Source organism: Salinisphaera sp. LB1 (assembly GCF_003177035.1).
GTDB lineage: Bacteria > Pseudomonadota > Gammaproteobacteria > Nevskiales > Salinisphaeraceae > Salinisphaera.
The window spans coordinates 1,999,352-2,015,357 of record NZ_CP029488.1 but is presented as its reverse complement, the minus strand read 5'-3'; the positions used below and the strand labels follow the sequence as shown (position 1 = coordinate 2,015,357).

At 61.5% G+C, this 16,006-nt stretch carries 14 protein-coding genes; 1 reads left to right on the top strand and 13 read right to left on the bottom strand.

The window, feature by feature from the left end:
* Nucleotides 1–98: 98 nt before the first annotated feature.
* From SALB1_RS09130 to fsa, 9 genes are all read right to left on the bottom strand, one after another.
* On the bottom strand, nucleotides 99–923 hold the full coding sequence (locus tag SALB1_RS09130) for a carbohydrate ABC transporter permease (protein WP_109993579.1): 825 nt from the start codon (nucleotides 921–923) through the stop codon (nucleotides 99–101).
* 1 nt (nucleotide 924) lies between these two features.
* Nucleotides 925–1,818 (bottom strand): carbohydrate ABC transporter permease, encoded by an 894-nt coding sequence (locus SALB1_RS09125; protein WP_199678745.1) that lies wholly within the window; start codon nucleotides 1,816–1,818, stop codon nucleotides 925–927.
* Nucleotides 1,819–2,062: 244 nt separating this feature from the next.
* Nucleotides 2,063–3,385, bottom strand: coding sequence for a sugar ABC transporter substrate-binding protein (locus tag SALB1_RS09120; protein ID WP_109993578.1), 1,323 nt, complete (start codon nucleotides 3,383–3,385; stop codon nucleotides 2,063–2,065).
* 601 nt (nucleotides 3,386–3,986) lie between these two features.
* Nucleotides 3,987–4,760, bottom strand: coding sequence for an SDR family NAD(P)-dependent oxidoreductase (locus SALB1_RS09115; protein ID WP_109993577.1), 774 nt, complete (start codon nucleotides 4,758–4,760; stop codon nucleotides 3,987–3,989).
* Nucleotides 4,760–5,488, bottom strand: coding sequence for an SDR family oxidoreductase (locus SALB1_RS09110; protein ID WP_109993576.1), 729 nt, complete (start codon nucleotides 5,486–5,488; stop codon nucleotides 4,760–4,762). The genes SALB1_RS09115 and SALB1_RS09110 overlap by 1 nt, the downstream gene beginning before the upstream one ends.
* Nucleotides 5,489–5,565: 77 nt before the next feature.
* Nucleotides 5,566–6,837, bottom strand: a complete 1,272-nt coding sequence (locus SALB1_RS09105) for a D-tagatose-bisphosphate aldolase, class II, non-catalytic subunit (RefSeq protein ID WP_109993575.1) — start codon at nucleotides 6,835–6,837, stop codon at nucleotides 5,566–5,568.
* Nucleotides 6,837–7,838: a sugar kinase gene (locus SALB1_RS09100; protein ID WP_109993574.1), complete on the bottom strand. Its 1,002-nt coding sequence runs from the start codon at nucleotides 7,836–7,838 to the stop codon at nucleotides 6,837–6,839. The genes SALB1_RS09105 and SALB1_RS09100 overlap by 1 nt, the downstream gene beginning before the upstream one ends.
* A 131-nt stretch (nucleotides 7,839–7,969) precedes the next feature.
* Entirely contained in the window at nucleotides 7,970–8,905 is a 936-nt protein-coding gene (locus SALB1_RS09095; protein WP_109993573.1) for a sugar kinase, read from the bottom strand.
* Nucleotides 8,906–8,993: 88 nt separating this feature from the next.
* Complete coding sequence (fsa, locus tag SALB1_RS09090; protein WP_109993572.1) at nucleotides 8,994–9,650, bottom strand: fructose-6-phosphate aldolase; 657 nt, start codon at nucleotides 9,648–9,650, stop codon at nucleotides 8,994–8,996.
* Nucleotides 9,651–9,821: 171 nt separating this feature from the next.
* Here fsa and xylB point away from each other — a divergent pair, with 171 nt between their 5' ends.
* Entirely contained in the window at nucleotides 9,822–11,336 is a 1,515-nt protein-coding gene (gene xylB / locus SALB1_RS09085; protein ID WP_109993571.1) for a xylulokinase, read from the top strand.
* 371 nt (nucleotides 11,337–11,707) lie between these two features.
* Here xylB and cyoD read toward each other — a convergent pair whose 3' ends face one another.
* Genes cyoD through cyoA form a run of 4 tightly spaced genes read right to left on the bottom strand, consistent with a single transcriptional unit; the run spans nucleotide 11,708 to nucleotide 15,635 of the window.
* Entirely contained in the window at nucleotides 11,708–12,043 is a 336-nt protein-coding gene (gene cyoD / locus SALB1_RS09080; protein WP_109993570.1) for a cytochrome o ubiquinol oxidase subunit IV, read from the bottom strand.
* Complete coding sequence (gene cyoC, locus SALB1_RS09075) at nucleotides 12,040–12,645, bottom strand: cytochrome o ubiquinol oxidase subunit III (RefSeq protein ID WP_109993569.1); 606 nt, start codon at nucleotides 12,643–12,645, stop codon at nucleotides 12,040–12,042. Before cyoC ends, cyoD begins: the two co-directional genes overlap by 4 nt.
* A gap of 53 nt (nucleotides 12,646–12,698) precedes the next feature.
* A complete protein-coding gene (cyoB, locus tag SALB1_RS09070) occupies nucleotides 12,699–14,681 on the bottom strand; it encodes a cytochrome o ubiquinol oxidase subunit I (RefSeq protein ID WP_109995357.1) in 1,983 nt (660 codons plus the stop codon).
* A 42-nt stretch (nucleotides 14,682–14,723) separates the two neighbouring features.
* Complete coding sequence (cyoA, locus tag SALB1_RS09065; protein ID WP_109993568.1) at nucleotides 14,724–15,635, bottom strand: ubiquinol oxidase subunit II; 912 nt, start codon at nucleotides 15,633–15,635, stop codon at nucleotides 14,724–14,726.
* Nucleotides 15,636–16,006 lie beyond the last annotated feature (371 nt).

Genomic DNA, 16,006 nt, shown 5'->3' with positions numbered 1-16,006 from the left:
CCGAGCGCGCACTGCTGAGCGCTTCGCGGCCCTGGCATTTCCACCCAGCATTCTGGCTCGCCAGAGCTGTGCGCCGTTCCGACCGGCGTTGCACCCAGCTATTTCACCGCCCCGAATGTCAAACCTCGCACCAATTGCCGCTGCGTGAACCAACCGGCGATCAGGATCGGCAGGACCGACAAGGTCGATGCCGCCGCCATGTTGGCCCAGAACTGGCCGCGCGCGCTCTTGAACCCGGCCACAAACACGGCCAGCGTCGCGCCGTGCACATTGGTGAGATTGATTGCCCAGAACGCCTCATTCCATGCCAGCACGATGGCCAGCAGCGCGGTGGACGTGATACCCGGCATCGTCAGCGGGACTACGATTCGAACAATCTTGCCCAAAAGAGAGGCTCCGTCGATCTCCGCGGCCTCCAGGATCTCACCCGGCACATCCCTGAAATAGGTGTACAGCAGCCAGACCACGATCGGCAGATTCATCGCAGCGTAGATGAACAACAGGCCCAGGGCGCTGTCGAGCAGATGGAGATTCTTGTAGACGAGATAGATCGGCACCAGAACGCCAACCGCTGGCAACATCTTGGTGGACAGCATCCATAGCAGCGTGAAATCGGTGCGCTTGGAACGCCGGAACGCCATCGAATAAGCGGCAGGCACACCCAGTACAATGCAGAGCAACGTGGAGCCCACAGCCGCGTAGACTGAATTCAGCGCGTAGTGCAGATAGTTACTATCGACCACCGCGTTGACATAGCCCGCCAGCGTGGGCGAAAAGATGAACGCAGGATGCCGCGATCCGGCCAGCGAGTTCGTCTTGAACGAGGTCAGGATCAACCAGAATATTGGAAAGAACATCAGGATACTGACCAGATACGCCAGCACGTTCACACCAATGCGCCCGGGCCATGACATCCGATTCATATCATGCCTCCTCTTGTATGTTCGCGTTGATCATCCGCACAAGGAAGATCGCCACGATATTGGCGAGAATCACCGCAAAGATGGCCCCCGCCGAAGCGGCGCCAATGTCATAGGACGAAAACGCCTGCAGATAGATGTAATAGGGCAGATTGGTCGTGGCGGTACCCGGCCCGCCCGAGGTTGTTACATAGATCTGGCCGAAGATGACCAGAAAGAAAATGCTTTCCAGCATCACGACCGCGTAAAGGGGGCGTCCCAGCAGCGGCAGAACGATATACCGGAACGTCTTCCAGGCGCCCGCACCGTCAAGGCTCGCGGCCTCCTTGAGATCCTCGGGAACTCCGGACAGGCTCGCCAGCAGCACCAGCATGGCAAACGGCGTCCACTCCCAGGTCACGATACCGACCACCGACGCCATCGGAAACTTGGCCAGAAAATCAACCGGAACCAGTCCCAGGCCCCGCCAAAGGGCCGCCAACAGACCGAAGGAGGGATTCATCATCAGGTCCTTCCAGATCAGGCCGGTCACCACCGGCATGATGAAGAACGGCGAGGCCGCAAAGGTCCGGATGATGTTTCTGCCGACCACGTTTTCGTTGTTGTAGAGAACGGCAAAAATCAGCCCGAGCACCACGGTCAGAATAAGCGCGGCCGCCACCAGAATCAGTGTGTTGATAAACGCCGCCAGAAAATCAGGGTCCGCGACAACGTGCGCGTAATTGGATAAACCGGCAAAGCCCCTGAGGTACGGCTGAATCAGGTTGTACTTGCGGAACGAATAATAGATGGTCATCCCCAACGGGACGATCATCCAGACAAACAGGTAGACAACCGCCGGCCCGATCAGCAAAAAGGGCGTCAGGCCGGACCTGGATGGCTTGAACCACCGTTTCACGATATGCCCTCCATCGTCGTTTCCTTCGATTCAGTGTTCAAGTCGCAAGCCGCCGCGCCCAACCGCAGCTCACACCAGCCACCGCCGCAGCGATCGGCAGGTGCCGCCCCCGTCCCGGCGCTGGACCGCAAACTCGTCAGATCAACCCGGCTTTCGGTCTGAATCGGTAATGGCAGCGAGCCGACCCGCGACCCGCTGCCATCATTATTGTTAAACGTGATCAACGCTGATCACGCGCCGACCTCTACTGATTTTTGTAGTAGCCGGCCTGCTGCATGACACCGTGCACATACTTCTGCGACTTTTGCAGCGCCTGGTCGACCGACATCTGACCCGCCAGCACGGCCGCCACATTCTGACCCACCTGGTGCCCCAGAGCCTGGAACTGGGGGATCGCGACGAACTGAACCCCGGTATAAGGCACGGGTTTCAGCGTCGGATGGTTCGGATCGGCCTGGTTGATCGCCTTCTTCGTCAACTGTGCATAGGCGCTGGCCGCCTTCTGGTAGTGCGGGTTTTTATAGGTGGAATAGCGTGTGCCCGGCGGAATGTTCACCCAACCGGCTTTGTGGCCCACGAGCTGGATATACGCCTTGGACGTGGCCCATTCCACGAATTTGCGTGCCGCTTTGCCATGCTGGGTGTCTTTGGGAATCGCCAGTGCCCAACTCCACAGCCAATGCGAACCATGCTTGGTCTTGGCGACCGGCGCCCAGGCAAAGCCCACCTTGTTGGCCACCTTGGAGTTGTCCGGATCGGAGATATAGCCGGCGCCCGAGGTAGCGTCCACCCACATGGCACAGTGGCCGTTGGCAAACAGGTTCTCCACCTCGACGAAGCCGTTGGACGTCGAGCCGCTCGGCCCGTAGTTGTTTAACAGATTGACGTAGGTGCTCAGGGCGTTGTGCCAGCCACTGGATGTCAGTTCCGGCTGCCACTTGTTGTTGAACCAGCGGCCACCAAAGGTGTTCACCATGGTGTCGAACAACGCCATGTTCTCGCCCCAGCCGGGCATGCCGCGCAGGCAGATGCCATTGACGCCGTTGGCCGGATCGTTGAGCTTCTTGGCGAACGACCCTATCTGTTTCCAGGTCGGATGCTCGGGCATCGAGAGACCGGCCTTCTTGAACAGATCCTTGCGGTAATACGTGAACGACGACTCCGCATAGAATGGCAAGGCATAAAGATGGCCGTTGTAGGACAGCGCCTTGCGCACCGGCTTGATCAGATCGGACTCGTGGTACGACTTCGGCAGGTTGTTGAACGGCTCGATCCAACCGTTTTTGGCCCAGATCGGCGTGTTGAGGGCGCCGAGGGTCACGATGTCGTACGAACCGGCCTGGGTCGAGATGTCTACGGTCACCTTTCGCCGCAGCTCGTTCTCCGGCATGACATCCCAATTGACCTTGATATTGGGATATTTCTTCTCGAACTCTGGTGTGAGCTTCTGCATCTCCACCATTTGTGGATTGTTCACGGTTGCGATTGTGATCTGAGTCGCGGCCTGCGCCGCAGTCATGCCACCGACGCCGAGCATAAGTCCGGCGACTAGAAACTTGCTTTTCATGATGGAGCATCTCCTCGTTGTCGTGCCATCACGGGCAGGCACGCGGATCCTTAGTTGCAGCGGCCGACCATCGGCCGCTGCAATTCTTTTCTCATAATGAAAAAAAACTCGCCAAGCGCGCAATTCGCCTTTGATCGAATATGCCGAATGACTATGGCCGGTTGTTAGCGATGAAGGCGTGACGCGCTTCGGGGTCGACTTCTCTCGAGCACGCAGCGCGGGCGCGGTCCGGGATATCTGTCGGACCCGCGCCGGCCGGCGGCCGGGGAAGGGCCCGGCAAATCACCAACCTGTGCCAGCCTGCGATAACGCCCGTCTGCGGATCGCAGCGCTCCAGAGGCCCTTGCTCGCCGCCTGGCTGCTCATTACCCGCCAAATATGAATGCAACAGGGGCGTGACCAACAAGCTCAGAGCGCACAGTAGCTACAAGGCCATTAGCGATCAAAAGTCGAGTCAGCTGCTTCGACGTCGCGCAGTAGACAGTTCGATGGGTGTTCGCCTTTGCATCCCCTCGGCTTCGAAGCTGGGTGCGATAGCCGACACATGATCAAGGCGAGATGATGCGGTCATCTTGCCCGGTTGACAGTTTCCAGACCAGAGTCACCAGCAGGTATAACCGGCATCCACGTCGACGATCGATCCGGTCATCAGACTCGACGCGTCCGAGGCAAGGAACAGGATCGCACTGGCGACCTCCTCGGGTCGGCCCATACGCCCCATCGGCGTGTTGGCAAGCCATAGCGGAATGCGTTCTCGGTTGGCCTCCACCGCCAGCACCATGGGCGTTTCGATGTAACTCGGCGCGACCGCGTTGACGCGCACGCCATGCTGTGCCCATTCGGCTGCCATCGAACGCGTAATATGGTGAACGGCTGCCTTCGATACGTTATAGGGCGTCTGCGGCTGGGGGCGGTTGCAGATCGTACCCGACATGGATCCGAGATTGACGATCGCACCGCGTCCGGCCCGAATCATGTGGCGGCCGAACGCGCGCGAGCACCAGAACAACCCGTTGACGTTGACGTTCATCACCTGCAGCCACTCTTCATCGGTCACGTCTTCCGAGGCCACGCCGCTGTGCCCGATGGCTGCATTATTGACCAGAATCGTGGCGGGATCACCGGCAGCGGCCAGTTCGGCCGCGATCGCCTCCATCCGAGCCGAGTCAGCGATGTCACCTGGGCGCCAGTCGATATCGTGGCCCTGCGCGCGCAAAGCCAGGGCGTCTGACGCATCGGCTTCGGAACGTTCGATGACAATCACGCGTGCTCCGGCTTCAGCCAGCGCCTGGCTACAGGCCTGCCCGATCGCTCCCCCGCCGCCGGTGACGACGGCGCGTGCGCCATGAAGCTTGAAACGTTGTGCGTAGGTCATTAGATGTCGAAGTTCGTTGGCAGGATCACCACGTCTCTAACGGTGACATTACGGGGGCGGGTGAGCATGAACATCAGGGCCTCCGCGATCTCGGCCGGCTCCATGATACTGCCGGATTCCACGGCCTTGCGTAGATTCTCCTCGGGCCAGTCGGCAAGCAGCGCACTGTTCACCGGGCCCGGCGAGACCGATCCGACACGCACACCGTGCTTGTTCGCCTGGCGTCTCACGGTCTGAACAAAGCTGGTTATAGCCCACTTCGACGCGGAATAAACAGACTCCCAGGGCACGGGATAGTGCCCGGCAACCGAACTGGTGACCAGAATATCGCCCGCCCCCTGCTCGATCATGTGCGGGAGCACGTCATGCACATTCTTCATAACAGTGGAGACATTCAGACTGATCATCCGATCGATGGCGGCGTTATCCGCGTCAACCAGGTCGCCGCCAATATAGGAGCCCGCGTTAGCGTGGAAGATATCGAGCCCACCCGCAGCCTCGAGGATCTTCGGCAGCAGCGTCGCGCAATCCTGCGGATCGAGCAGGTCAATGGTCAGTGGGATCGCATTCTCACCGTACTGCTCACGTATCGCGTTCGTTGCGGCTTCATCGCGATCGACGAGTACCACACGCGCCCCTGCGGCAAGCATGGCTTGTGCACTGGCCCGCCCAATCCCCGAGCCGGCCCCGGTGACCGCCGCCACTTTGCCCGCCAGTTCCTCCGCCATGTTGGTTCCCCGTGATTTGTTGAAAATCTCGCGATGCGAGAATTAGTTCTTTTTCGATCGGGACGCACCGTGCCACATCAATCAGCGTGGCACGCTCGCCAATACGGCGCCATTGTCCGCTCGATGTAGGACACCATGACCGCCATCGGGTCGAGCGGCTCACCTGCGAATTCGATCGCGCCCGGCAGATGTTGCGAAAACAGCGGCCTCGGCACGGCACGGCCCGACAGGGCGTCGATCAGCCGATCGACCGCAGCGCGAGCCTCGGGCATCGCCCAGTAATAGCGAATACGGTCCGAAAGCGAATAATGACGAAGCATCCGCTGCTCGGCGGCACTGCCATCGTAGTGACGAGTCCAGTCGCCGGGTTTGTCCTGCATCAAACGCTCGAGCGCGGTATACAGCGGGCGCTCGCCGTAATCGGGGAGCAGGTCGCTGGCGATCAGATCCAGACCGTAGAGCGCTTCACGCAACACGAAAGTCAACTCCGGCCCTACCTTGAGAATCGCAAAACCGTCCGCGACCAGTTCGGCCAGCCGCGGGCCGCCCTGGTAGTCGGTGGAATGCGCCTCGAAGACCAGGCCCGGCTCCTGATCGAGTACACGAATCAGATTAACTGCCTGGTGCCGGTCATAGAGAACGACATTGCGATTGCCGAACTCCACACCCGGCTGAACAACCAGACCGATCACCCGTTCAAACGCAGCTGCCAGACCCTTCGACTCGAATGCCCGCCGATGCACTTCGATTGTGCGGCGCGCCGCATCGGGCGCCGTAGGCTCGACGGAGGCCAACGCATGATCAGCGCCGCCCGGCGGCGGCACTTCGGTGCCGATGATATAGACCGGCGCCTGCCCCCCGGCGTCACGCGCCGTGGCCTCGGCCACGATCGCCAGGCGGGTGGCGCGCTCTACCGTGGTTTCATCATCCAGGGCGCTCGGCTCGCCCGCGCAGCCCATCGATGCATCCAGATGAATCTTGCGGAAACCGGCGGCGACGTAGGCCGCAATCATCGATTCCGCTTCGGCCATTGCCTCGGCAGCGGGCTGATCGCGCCATGGGTTCGGCCCGAGATGATCACCGCCGAGTACTACCTGCTCGCTGGGACACCCCTCTTCGCGGGCGATCTTCGTGACCAGCTCTGCGAAATCCGCGGGCTTCATGCCGGTGTAGCCGCCCCGATGATTGACCTGATTGCAGGTGGCTTCGATAAGTACCGTGCTGTCATTGCGGCGCCCGTGCCGCAGCGCGGCGCGCAGCACAATCGGATGGGCCGAACAGATCGAGGTTATGCCGCGGGATAGGCCATCGCGGCGATATCGCGCCAGTTGATTGAGTTGGACATGCATCAGTCAGACCTCGTCGGCGTATTCCGAATGAATTCGTCAAGCTCCGCTCGCGTGGCTGCTCCCTCCATCGGCCCGCGGAAGGTCACGTTTCGGGCACCCGCAGCATTGGCGTAGCGCAAGGCGTCGGCGGCGCTCATCCCCAGACGTCGGCAAGCCACATACGCGCCGCCGAAACAATCACCCGCCCCTGTTGGGTCCAGTTCCTCGACCATGAACGCCGGCGCATCGACCCGCGCGCCATCGCTCGCGAAAAAACTCGCGCCTCCGGCGCCGCGCTTAAGCACCACTTCGCCGACACCGCCTTCGAAAAGCGTGTTCATGGCCTCGTCTTCGCCCTCAACACCGGCCGCCCGCTCAAGCTCATCGCCCGAGGGCAACAGCAGGTCCGATATTGCGATCAGGCGATCGAAGCGCGCCGCCGTCTCACCATCGACCGCCAGCTCCTTGCGCAGGTTGGGATCCAGCGAAATGCTGCCGCCGCGTTCGACGATAAGGGCAGCGGCGCGCTCGATAATCTCCCAGGCCCCCGGCATTGCCAGCACCGTGCCCATGACATGCAGATGGCCGGCACGCGCCACCAACGCCTCCACCGCTTTTGTCCAGCCAATTCGCGCAGCCGCCGAGTGGGCGATGTTGTAGACGAAATCACGGGAGCCATCCATTCGATAACGCACGAACGCGGTGCCGGTCGGGTATTCAGCGTCCACGGAAATCGCCGACACATCGGCCCCGTCGCGCTGCAGGCGAGCAGTGTTGAGTCGTCCGAAATCGTCATCGCCCACCGCTCCGATCATACCGGCGGCCCCACCGATTCGAGCGCACTGCGCGATGAAGATAGCCGGTGCGCCGCTGGCAAACGGCCCAATCATATCCAGACGCTCGAGAAATCCTTGCCCCGGCGTTTTCGCCATGATCTCCACGAGAATTTCGCCGATCGACACGGTGGGCCCCAGCGCGTCGGGCGCCAATATGGACTTATCCGTCCTAGCGATCTGATTCATTAGCGACTGCCAGACTCCAGACCAACGATGTCGCGGCATTTGAGGATTCGCCGCCGGGTGACAGCGCCCCGTTTTCTGATCTTCTCGAACCGGCACCCACTTCCGGTAGGCATTCGAGAACGCGCCCTCACTCAGGCACGATCCGCAATAAAGCGATCGAGTTCGGCTCGAGTGGAGGTGCCTTCCATAGCGCCCTGCCGGGACACCGCACTCGCCCCCGCGGCATTGGCATAGACCAGCGCATCGGCCGCCGCCATGCCCTGGCTGCGCAGTGTGCAGAACGTCGCGCCGAAGGAATCGCCGGCGCCGGTGGGGTCGACTTCCTCGACCTTGAAGCCAGGGAGTTCGCGCATACCGCTGTCGTCGTAATAACGACAGCCCTCGCCGCCGCGCTTGAGCACGACCTCGCCGACACCGAGCTCGAAGGCACGCGCCACGGCGTCATCCTCGGCCGCGCGTTCCACGAGCACGTTCAACTCGCTGTCGCTGGGCAGCAGAATGTCGGTCGACGACAGCAGGCCGGTCAGCGCCTCGCGCACACCGGGCCTGTCGAGCATTTCCTTGCGCACGTTGGGATCGAACGAAATCCGGCCGCCGCCAGCCTTGACCTGATCGATCGCGGTCCGGGCGAGCGCGATCATGTGTTCGGAGAACAACGCCGTACCGGCGACATGAAACAGCTTGCAGCCCTTGAGCACCGGACTGAACTGGGATTCGGCGATCTTCGCACAGGCGCCGTTGGCGATATTGAAGATGAAATCCCGCGAGCCGTCGTCGTAATAAGTCACGAAGGCACTCGCCGTGGTCTCGTCCGCCAGCGTGGCGATCGACGACGTATCCACGCCGTCGGCCTTCAGGCGTTCGACGAGCATGCGCCCGAAGGCGTCATCCCCCACCGCACTGACCAGGGCCGCGGTCGAGCCCAGCTTGGCCGCCTGGTCAATGAAGATGGCCGGCGCGCCGCCGGGATAAGGGCCGGCGAATTGCCCGGCCTCGCCGAGGCTCTGATTCATCCGGGTGGCCATGAATTCGGCGAGCACCTCGCCGAAGGTCACGATATCGGTCATGGGCAAATGCGGTCCGTGGCTGGGGAGGCGCTCAGGCTAGCGATGGGCTGCGTTCCGCGCGACAGCGCGCGCGGAACGCCGAGGTTCTTTACAGAATCGACTGCCCCGTCGCCTTCCAGTCGGAGACGAACTTCTCGAGACCGTTGTCGGTCAGCGGATGCTTGAACATCTGGTGCAGCACAGCCGGCGGCACGGTGACCACGTCGGCGCCGGCCAGCGCGGCCTGCACCACGTGCTGGGCGCCGCGCACCGAGGCGGCCAGGACCTGGGTATTGATGTGGTCGTAGCTGCTGTAGATCGCGTTGATGTCACGAATCAGCTGCATGCCTTCCTGACCGATGTCGTCCAGACGGCCGATGAACGGCGATACATAAGTCGCGCCGATCTTGGCGGCCAACAAGGCCTGGGCGGCAGAGAAACACAACGTGACATTGATTTCCTGACCGCTATCGACCAGGTGCTTGCCGACCTTGAGGCCGGCCGGGGTCAGCGGCACTTTCACACAGACGTTGTCCGCGATGGTGGCGAGCTTCTCGCCCTCCTTCATCATCGTCTCGTAGTCGGTGGCGGCCACTTCCGCACTCACCGGACCGTCGATGATCTTGCAGATTTCGGTGATGGTCTCGATGAAGTCCTTGCCCGCCTTGTTGATCAGGCTGGGGTTGGTGGTCACGCCATCGAGCATGCCCATGTCGGCAAGTTCGCGGATTTCGTCCACGTTGGCGGTATCGACGAAGAATTTCATGGTGGATCCTTTGCTGATTTATCGAGCCGAGGGGCGCACGGAGCATGTGCGCCTAGTGTATGGTTTCGGCCAGAATAACCGGTTTGGGCCTGGGCCTTCAGCATAACGCCATCATCGCCCGTGCCAAATATGGCAAGTTAACGCAAACCCGTGCACGAGGAGAATGCCCCAATGGTCGGCGACGCGCGCAAACTTTTCATTGGTCTCGATATTGGCACCAGCAGTGCAAAGGGCGTGCTGGTCGACGAGGCCGGCCGGGTCATCGCCCGTGCCTCGGGCGACTATCCCCTGCTCGTGCCACGGCCGGGCTGGACCGAGCAGGATCCGCAATCGTGGTGGGCCGCGGCCGAAACCGTGCTGCAGCGACTGGTTGCCGACGCCGATAAGCCGATTGCAGCGATCGGGCTGACCGGCCAGATGCACGGCGCGGTCTTTCTGGACGCCGCAGGCGAGGTCATCCGCCCGGCCATTCTGTGGAACGATCAACGCACGGGGGCGGCCTGCGAGACGATCGAGCGCGACGTCGGCAGCGAGAAGTTGCGGCGCATCACCGGCAATCCGGCGCTGACCGGCTTTCAGGCGCCCAAGATCCTGTGGCTGCGCGATAACGAGCCCGAACATTACGCGCGGCTGGCCCATGTGCTCCTGCCCAAGGACTATATCCGCTATCGGCTGTCCGGCGCGTTCGCGACCGATGTCTCCGACGCCGCCGGCACCCTGCTGCTGGATCTGCAGGCGCGCGATTGGTCCGATGAGGTGCTGACCGCGCTCGACATCCCACGCGCGTGGTTGCCGCAAGTCTTTGAAAGCCCCGAGGTGACAGCCGAGGTTTCAGCGACTGGCGCGAATACGACCGGACTGGCCGCCGGCACGCCGATCGTCGCCGGGGCCGGCGACAACGCGGCGGCGGCGGTGGGCGGTGGCATCGTCAAGACCGGGGTGGCCTTCGTATCGGTCGGCACCTCGGGCGTGGTCTTCGCGCATAGCGAATCGGCGACACCGGACACCAGCGGCGAGCTGCATTGCTTCTGTCACGCGGTGCCGGGCGCCTATCACCTGATGGGCGTCTCGCTGGCCTCGGGCGGCAGCCTGCAGTGGTTCGCCGACCGTATCGCCAGCGACGAAGCCGCGGTCGCCCAGCGCCTGGGGCGCAATCTGCATGAGTTGCTCGCAGCCGAAGCCGATACCGCCCCCCCGGGCGCGGACGACCTGTATTTCCTGCCCTATCTCGCCGGTGAGCGCACACCGCACATGGACCCGAACGCGCGCGGCGCCTGGATCGGCCTGACGCTGTCGCACGACCGGCGGCACATGGTGCGCGCCATCCTGGAAGGCGTGGCGTTCTCCCTGCGCGACTCCCTGGTTCGCATCGAGGCCCAGGGCGTGATGCCCGACAAGCTCATTCTCGGCGGCGGCGGCGCGCATAGCGACGTCTGGCGCCGTATTCTCGCCGCCGTGCTGAACAAGCCCGTCGCGGTCCAGCAGGACCAGGAAGGCCCGGCCTACGGCGCCACCGTACTGGCGGCCGTTGGCGCGGGCGTACACGCGAATGTGGATGCAGCGGTCGCCGCCATGGTTTCGGCGCCCGAGCACTTCGAAGCGCCCGATGCCGAACTGGTCGCGGAATACGCGCCGCGCTACGCGCGCTTTACCCGCCTGTATCCGGCGCTACGCGATATCGACTGAGGCCGAAGGTCGCACACGATCGGCCTATCGGACGAACGGGCTGGAAAACGTCCTGGATTCGCAAAATATTCAGCGCGCCGACGAACACGGCGCGTCAACAGGGCCCGCTTGCCGACGGCGGCGTATCGCGCGGCCCAAGCAAGCGAGCCCGAGCTGTTCTGGCCGTCCACCTTGCGTCAATGCCTCATCGCTTTGACACCGGGCGCTCGTAGCGCGCGGCAAGCCTGCGCGAGCCACCCGCATTGCAGGCCGATGACCGCCATATCGAACGTACCTGTACGTATGTCAGCCACGTCGCAGGCGGCGCGCCCGGCATACTGACTGGCGCGCGAGACAACGGCCGGCCACTCGAAGGCCGACCATATCGCGGATCAGCCGCCGCCCATCATCGTACGCATTTCGAGGCTGTACATCAGCCAGAGTGTGCCGCCGACCAGAATCGCCAAAATCACGATACAGAACGCGCCCGATCCGGCGTTCCAGGCATGCTCCTCGGAGAAATCCAGGTGCAGGAAGAAATACATATGCACCAGGATCTGGACCACGGCCGCGGCCGCAATGAGAATCAGCGTGGCACCCGCTGACAGCCAACCGAAAGCCACCGCGCCGAAGGGAATGGCCGTGAGGATCAACGCAAGGACGAAACCGGTCAGATAGGTCTTGAGATTCAGACCGCCGAGTCGAATGTCATGGCTGGACGTGCTCATTGCATGAACCCCGAAAGATAGACCGTCGAGAACACCGCGATCCACACGATGTCCAGGAAATGCCAGAAAAGCGCCAGACGCAACAAGCGCGAAGCCACCGGCGCCGTTACCCCCTTGATTGCCACCTGCCCGATCATGACCGCGATCCAGATCAGGCCGAAGGTCACGTGCGTACCGTGCGTACCGACCAGCGTGAAGAACGCCGACAGGAAGGCGCTGCTCCATGGGCCGGCCCCTTCCGCGACCAGTCCCAGGAACTCGCGCACTTCGAGCCCCACGAACAGGGCGCCGAATACGAAGGTAATCAGCAACCACAGCAATACCTGCGACTTGCGCCGGGCGTGCACGGACAGCAGCGCCATACCAAAGGTGATGCTGGAAAACAGCAGCGCCATCGTCTCGAAGAAGACATCGCGCAACTCGAACAGATCGCGACCCGAGGGACCGCCGTTGTAGTGATCGGATACGGTCACGAACATCGTGAACAGCATCGAGAAGATGATCACGTCGCTCATGAGATACACCCAGAACCCGAAGTTCACCAAGGTGTTCGGGCTGGATGCCGCTTGAACGTCGTTGGCGCCGGCGGCATGACTCGTCATAGTTGTTCCAAATCGCTCACGAAAATCTGAAAAGACAGGGCTGCGGCGCGGCCCTAGGCGACGCCGGCTTCCTGCAACTTGCGATAGCGCTCATTCTCGACGCGCTCCACCTCGGCGGCCGGGATGATGAAGCCGACGTCATCCTGGCAACCGCGAATAATCACGGTCGCCAGCATGCCCAGCGCCGAGGCGATGCCCATCCACCAGATATGCCAGATCAGCCCGAAGCCGAGGAAGAACGACAACGCACCGATAAGGAAGCCGGCCACGGTGTTCTTGGGCATGTGGATATCGTTGTACTGCGCCGGCCGCTTGTAGGCCTGACCGGCCTCCTTCATGGCGGTGAACGCATCACGCCCTTCCACGCGGGGAATCACCGCGAAGTTGTATTCCGGCGGCGGCGAGGACAGCGACCATTCCAGCGTCCGCCCGTTCCAGGGGTCGCCAGTCACGTCACGCAGCTGTTCGCGATTAAGCACACTCACGATCAACTGAATGACCATGCTGACCACACCGAACAGCACGACCAGGGCCCCGATGGCGGCCACGATGAGAAATGGCTGCCAGGCCGGGTCGTCGTAGGTGACCATTCGGCGCGGCATACCCATCAGGCCCAGCACATACAACGGCATGAAGGCGAGATAGAAGCCGATGGTCCAGCCCCAGAAGGAACGCCGGCCCCATTTTTCGTCCAGCCGGAAGCCGAAGGCCTTCGGGAACCAGTAGTGGTAACCGGCGAACAGACCGAACAGCATTCCCGGGATCAGCACGTTATGAAAGTGCGCCACCAGGAACAGGCTGTTATGCATCTTGAAGTCGATACCGGGGATGGCCAGCATCACACCCGTCATGCCGCCGATAGTGAAGGTGATGATGAAACTCAACGTCCACAGGATCGGCAGGTTGAACGAGATCCGCCCGCGGAACATCGTGAACAGCCAGTTGTAGATCTTCACCCCGGTGGGCACGCCGATGACCATGGTCGCGATCGCGAAGATGGAGTTGCGCGTAGCGTCCTGGCCCATGGTGAAGAAGTGATGCACCCAGACGGTGAACGACAGCAGCGCGATCACGATGGTCGCCCCGACCAGCGATTTGTAGCCGAACACACGTTTGTTGGAGTAGGTCGCGACTACTTCCGAGAACACCCCGAAGGCCGGCAGAACCAGAATGTAAACCTCCGGATGACCCCACACCCAGAACATATTCACGTACATCATCTGGTTGCCGCCGCCGCCCGACGTGAAGAAATGCGTGCCGACGTAGCGATCCAGCGTGAGTAGCGCCAGCACCACGGTCAGTGCCGGGAAGGCCAGCACCATCAGGATATTGGTGCAGAGCGTGGTCCAGGTGAAGATCGGCATGCGCATGAACGTCATGCCCGGCGCACGCTCCTTGATGATAGTGACGAAAAAATTGATGCCGGTCAGAGTGGTACCGATACCCGAGATCTGCAATGCCCAGATCCAGTAGTCCACGCCGACGCTCGGGCTGGCCGACAACTCCGAATATGGCGCGTACCCGGTCCAGCCCGCCTCAGAAAACTGACCGATCGCCAGCGATGCCATCACCAGCAGGCCAGCAGAGGCAGTGAGCCACAGGCTGATCGAATTGACATACGGAAAGGCCACATCGCGCGCACCAATCTGCGTCGGTACCGCGATATTCATCAGGCCGATCAGGAACGGCATGCCCACGAAGAAGATCATCATGGTGCCGTGGCCGGTGAACAGCTCCGCGAAGTGCCCGGCTGGCAGATAACCGGACATGCCGGGGCCGGCGAAGGCCTGCTGGGCGCGCATCATCAACGCGTCGACGAAGCCGCGGAGCAAGAAGACGAAGGCGATGATGATGTACATCACGCCGATCTTCTTGTGGTCGACCGAAGTCAGCCACTCCTTGTAGAGATACTTCCACTGACCGAAATAGGTGATGCCGGCGATGACCGACAGCCCGACCACCGCCATGAGGATGTCGGCACTGAAGATGATCGCGTTGTCGTAGGGGATCGCGTGGATCGTGAGCTTGCCAAAAATATCCATGGTGTTATCTCGCGGGTATCGCCAGGCCGGCGCGCACTACTCGTGTGCCGCCGTCGGCTTGAGCTCAGCCTTCATGTCCGGCTTCATCCCCGGGCTCTTCGCCGGGTGGAACTGGCCGATGACATCGGCGAACAGCCCGGACGAAACCGGCGCAAAGTAGATCGGATCCTTGACCACGCTGGGCTGCGCGAACTGCTTGAACGTGCTCATATCCAGCGGTTTTCCCTGGGAACGGACCTTAGCCAGCCATTGCTTGTAGTTCTGTTCGGTCATGGCCCGGGCGACGAAGCGGTTCTTGGCGAAACCGTGGCCGTTGTACTGGTAGTTGCCGCCGGCGAAGTCGCCGGTCTTGTGCGACATCAGATGCAGCTGGGTCTTCATGCCCGACATGGCGAAGATTTGCGTGCCCATGCGCTGGATCATGAACGCATTCATCACCGAGTTGGATGTCAGCCGGATGTTGAGCGGCACATCCTTCGGGAATGCGAACTCGTTGACCGCGGCCACATGCTGGTCGGGATAGATGAACAACCACTTCCAGTCCGTAGCCACGGCCTCGATCGTGATCGGCTTGGCGTCCGACTGGATGGCCTTGTACGGATCGAGATTGTGGGTGGAGATCCAGGTCATCACCGACAGAATGATGAGGATCACCACCGGGCCGCCCCAGACGAAGACCTCGATCAACCAGGAATGGTCCCAGTCGGGCGAATATCTGGAATCGGTATTGGATTTGCGATAACGCCAGGCGATGCCGAACGTGAGCGCCACGATCGGAATCAGCACGAACATCATCAGCACGAGCGTGAAGAGCGTGATGTCGCGTTCGGTCTGGCCAACCGGGCCAACCGGCATCATGGTGCTCAGGCTTGTACCACAACCGCTGATCAGCAAAAGCAGAGCGGCGGCGGATACCCCCGAGGAAAAGCGAAAAATCTTACCTAGCATTGCGTTATATGCCTTGGAGTCGAACCGGATCGGGCACTCACGGGCCAGGCCCGCAGCCAAATCACGTATAGACGGCTTGGCCGGAACCCCATACCGACCATGACTCTGGCGCGGGCTGGTCAATGCAGCCCACGTTTAGGCGAAAAATACATCCACCCGCCCACGCGGTCAATCTTAAACTAAAGTATTATTCAGAACGGGTTGCGTCACTTTAAACCGCAAACGACGCGAAACATAAACCTTTAGAAACATATGCTTTTCGAATCGGGCCGGCGGATCCGACGACCGCAAAGTCGACCCATCGCCCCAAAAAAAATTTATCGCGCAATCGAGGTACGCTGGGGCCGGCGGCAGCATTTCATCGACCTTGT

Coding starts and splice junctions, on each gene's coding strand:
- SALB1_RS09130 (WP_109993579.1), bottom strand. CDS start 923: ATGAATCGGATGTCATGGCCCGGGCGCATTGGTGTGAACGTGCTGGCG.
- SALB1_RS09120 (WP_109993578.1), bottom strand. CDS start 3,385: ATGAAAAGCAAGTTTCTAGTCGCCGGACTTATGCTCGGCGTCGGTGGC.
- SALB1_RS09115 (WP_109993577.1), bottom strand. CDS start 4,760: ATGACCTACGCACAACGTTTCAAGCTTCATGGCGCACGCGCCGTCGTC.
- SALB1_RS09110 (WP_109993576.1), bottom strand. CDS start 5,488: ATGGCGGAGGAACTGGCGGGCAAAGTGGCGGCGGTCACCGGGGCCGGC.
- SALB1_RS09105 (WP_109993575.1), bottom strand. CDS start 6,837: ATGCATGTCCAACTCAATCAACTGGCGCGATATCGCCGCGATGGCCTA.
- SALB1_RS09100 (WP_109993574.1), bottom strand. CDS start 7,838: ATGAATCAGATCGCTAGGACGGATAAGTCCATATTGGCGCCCGACGCG.
- SALB1_RS09095 (WP_109993573.1), bottom strand. CDS start 8,905: ATGACCGATATCGTGACCTTCGGCGAGGTGCTCGCCGAATTCATGGCC.
- fsa (WP_109993572.1), bottom strand. CDS start 9,650: ATGAAATTCTTCGTCGATACCGCCAACGTGGACGAAATCCGCGAACTT.
- xylB (WP_109993571.1), top strand. CDS start 9,822: ATGGTCGGCGACGCGCGCAAACTTTTCATTGGTCTCGATATTGGCACC.
- cyoD (WP_109993570.1), bottom strand. CDS start 12,043: ATGAGCACGTCCAGCCATGACATTCGACTCGGCGGTCTGAATCTCAAG.
- cyoC (WP_109993569.1), bottom strand. CDS start 12,645: ATGACGAGTCATGCCGCCGGCGCCAACGACGTTCAAGCGGCATCCAGC.
- cyoA (WP_109993568.1), bottom strand. CDS start 15,635: ATGCTAGGTAAGATTTTTCGCTTTTCCTCGGGGGTATCCGCCGCCGCT.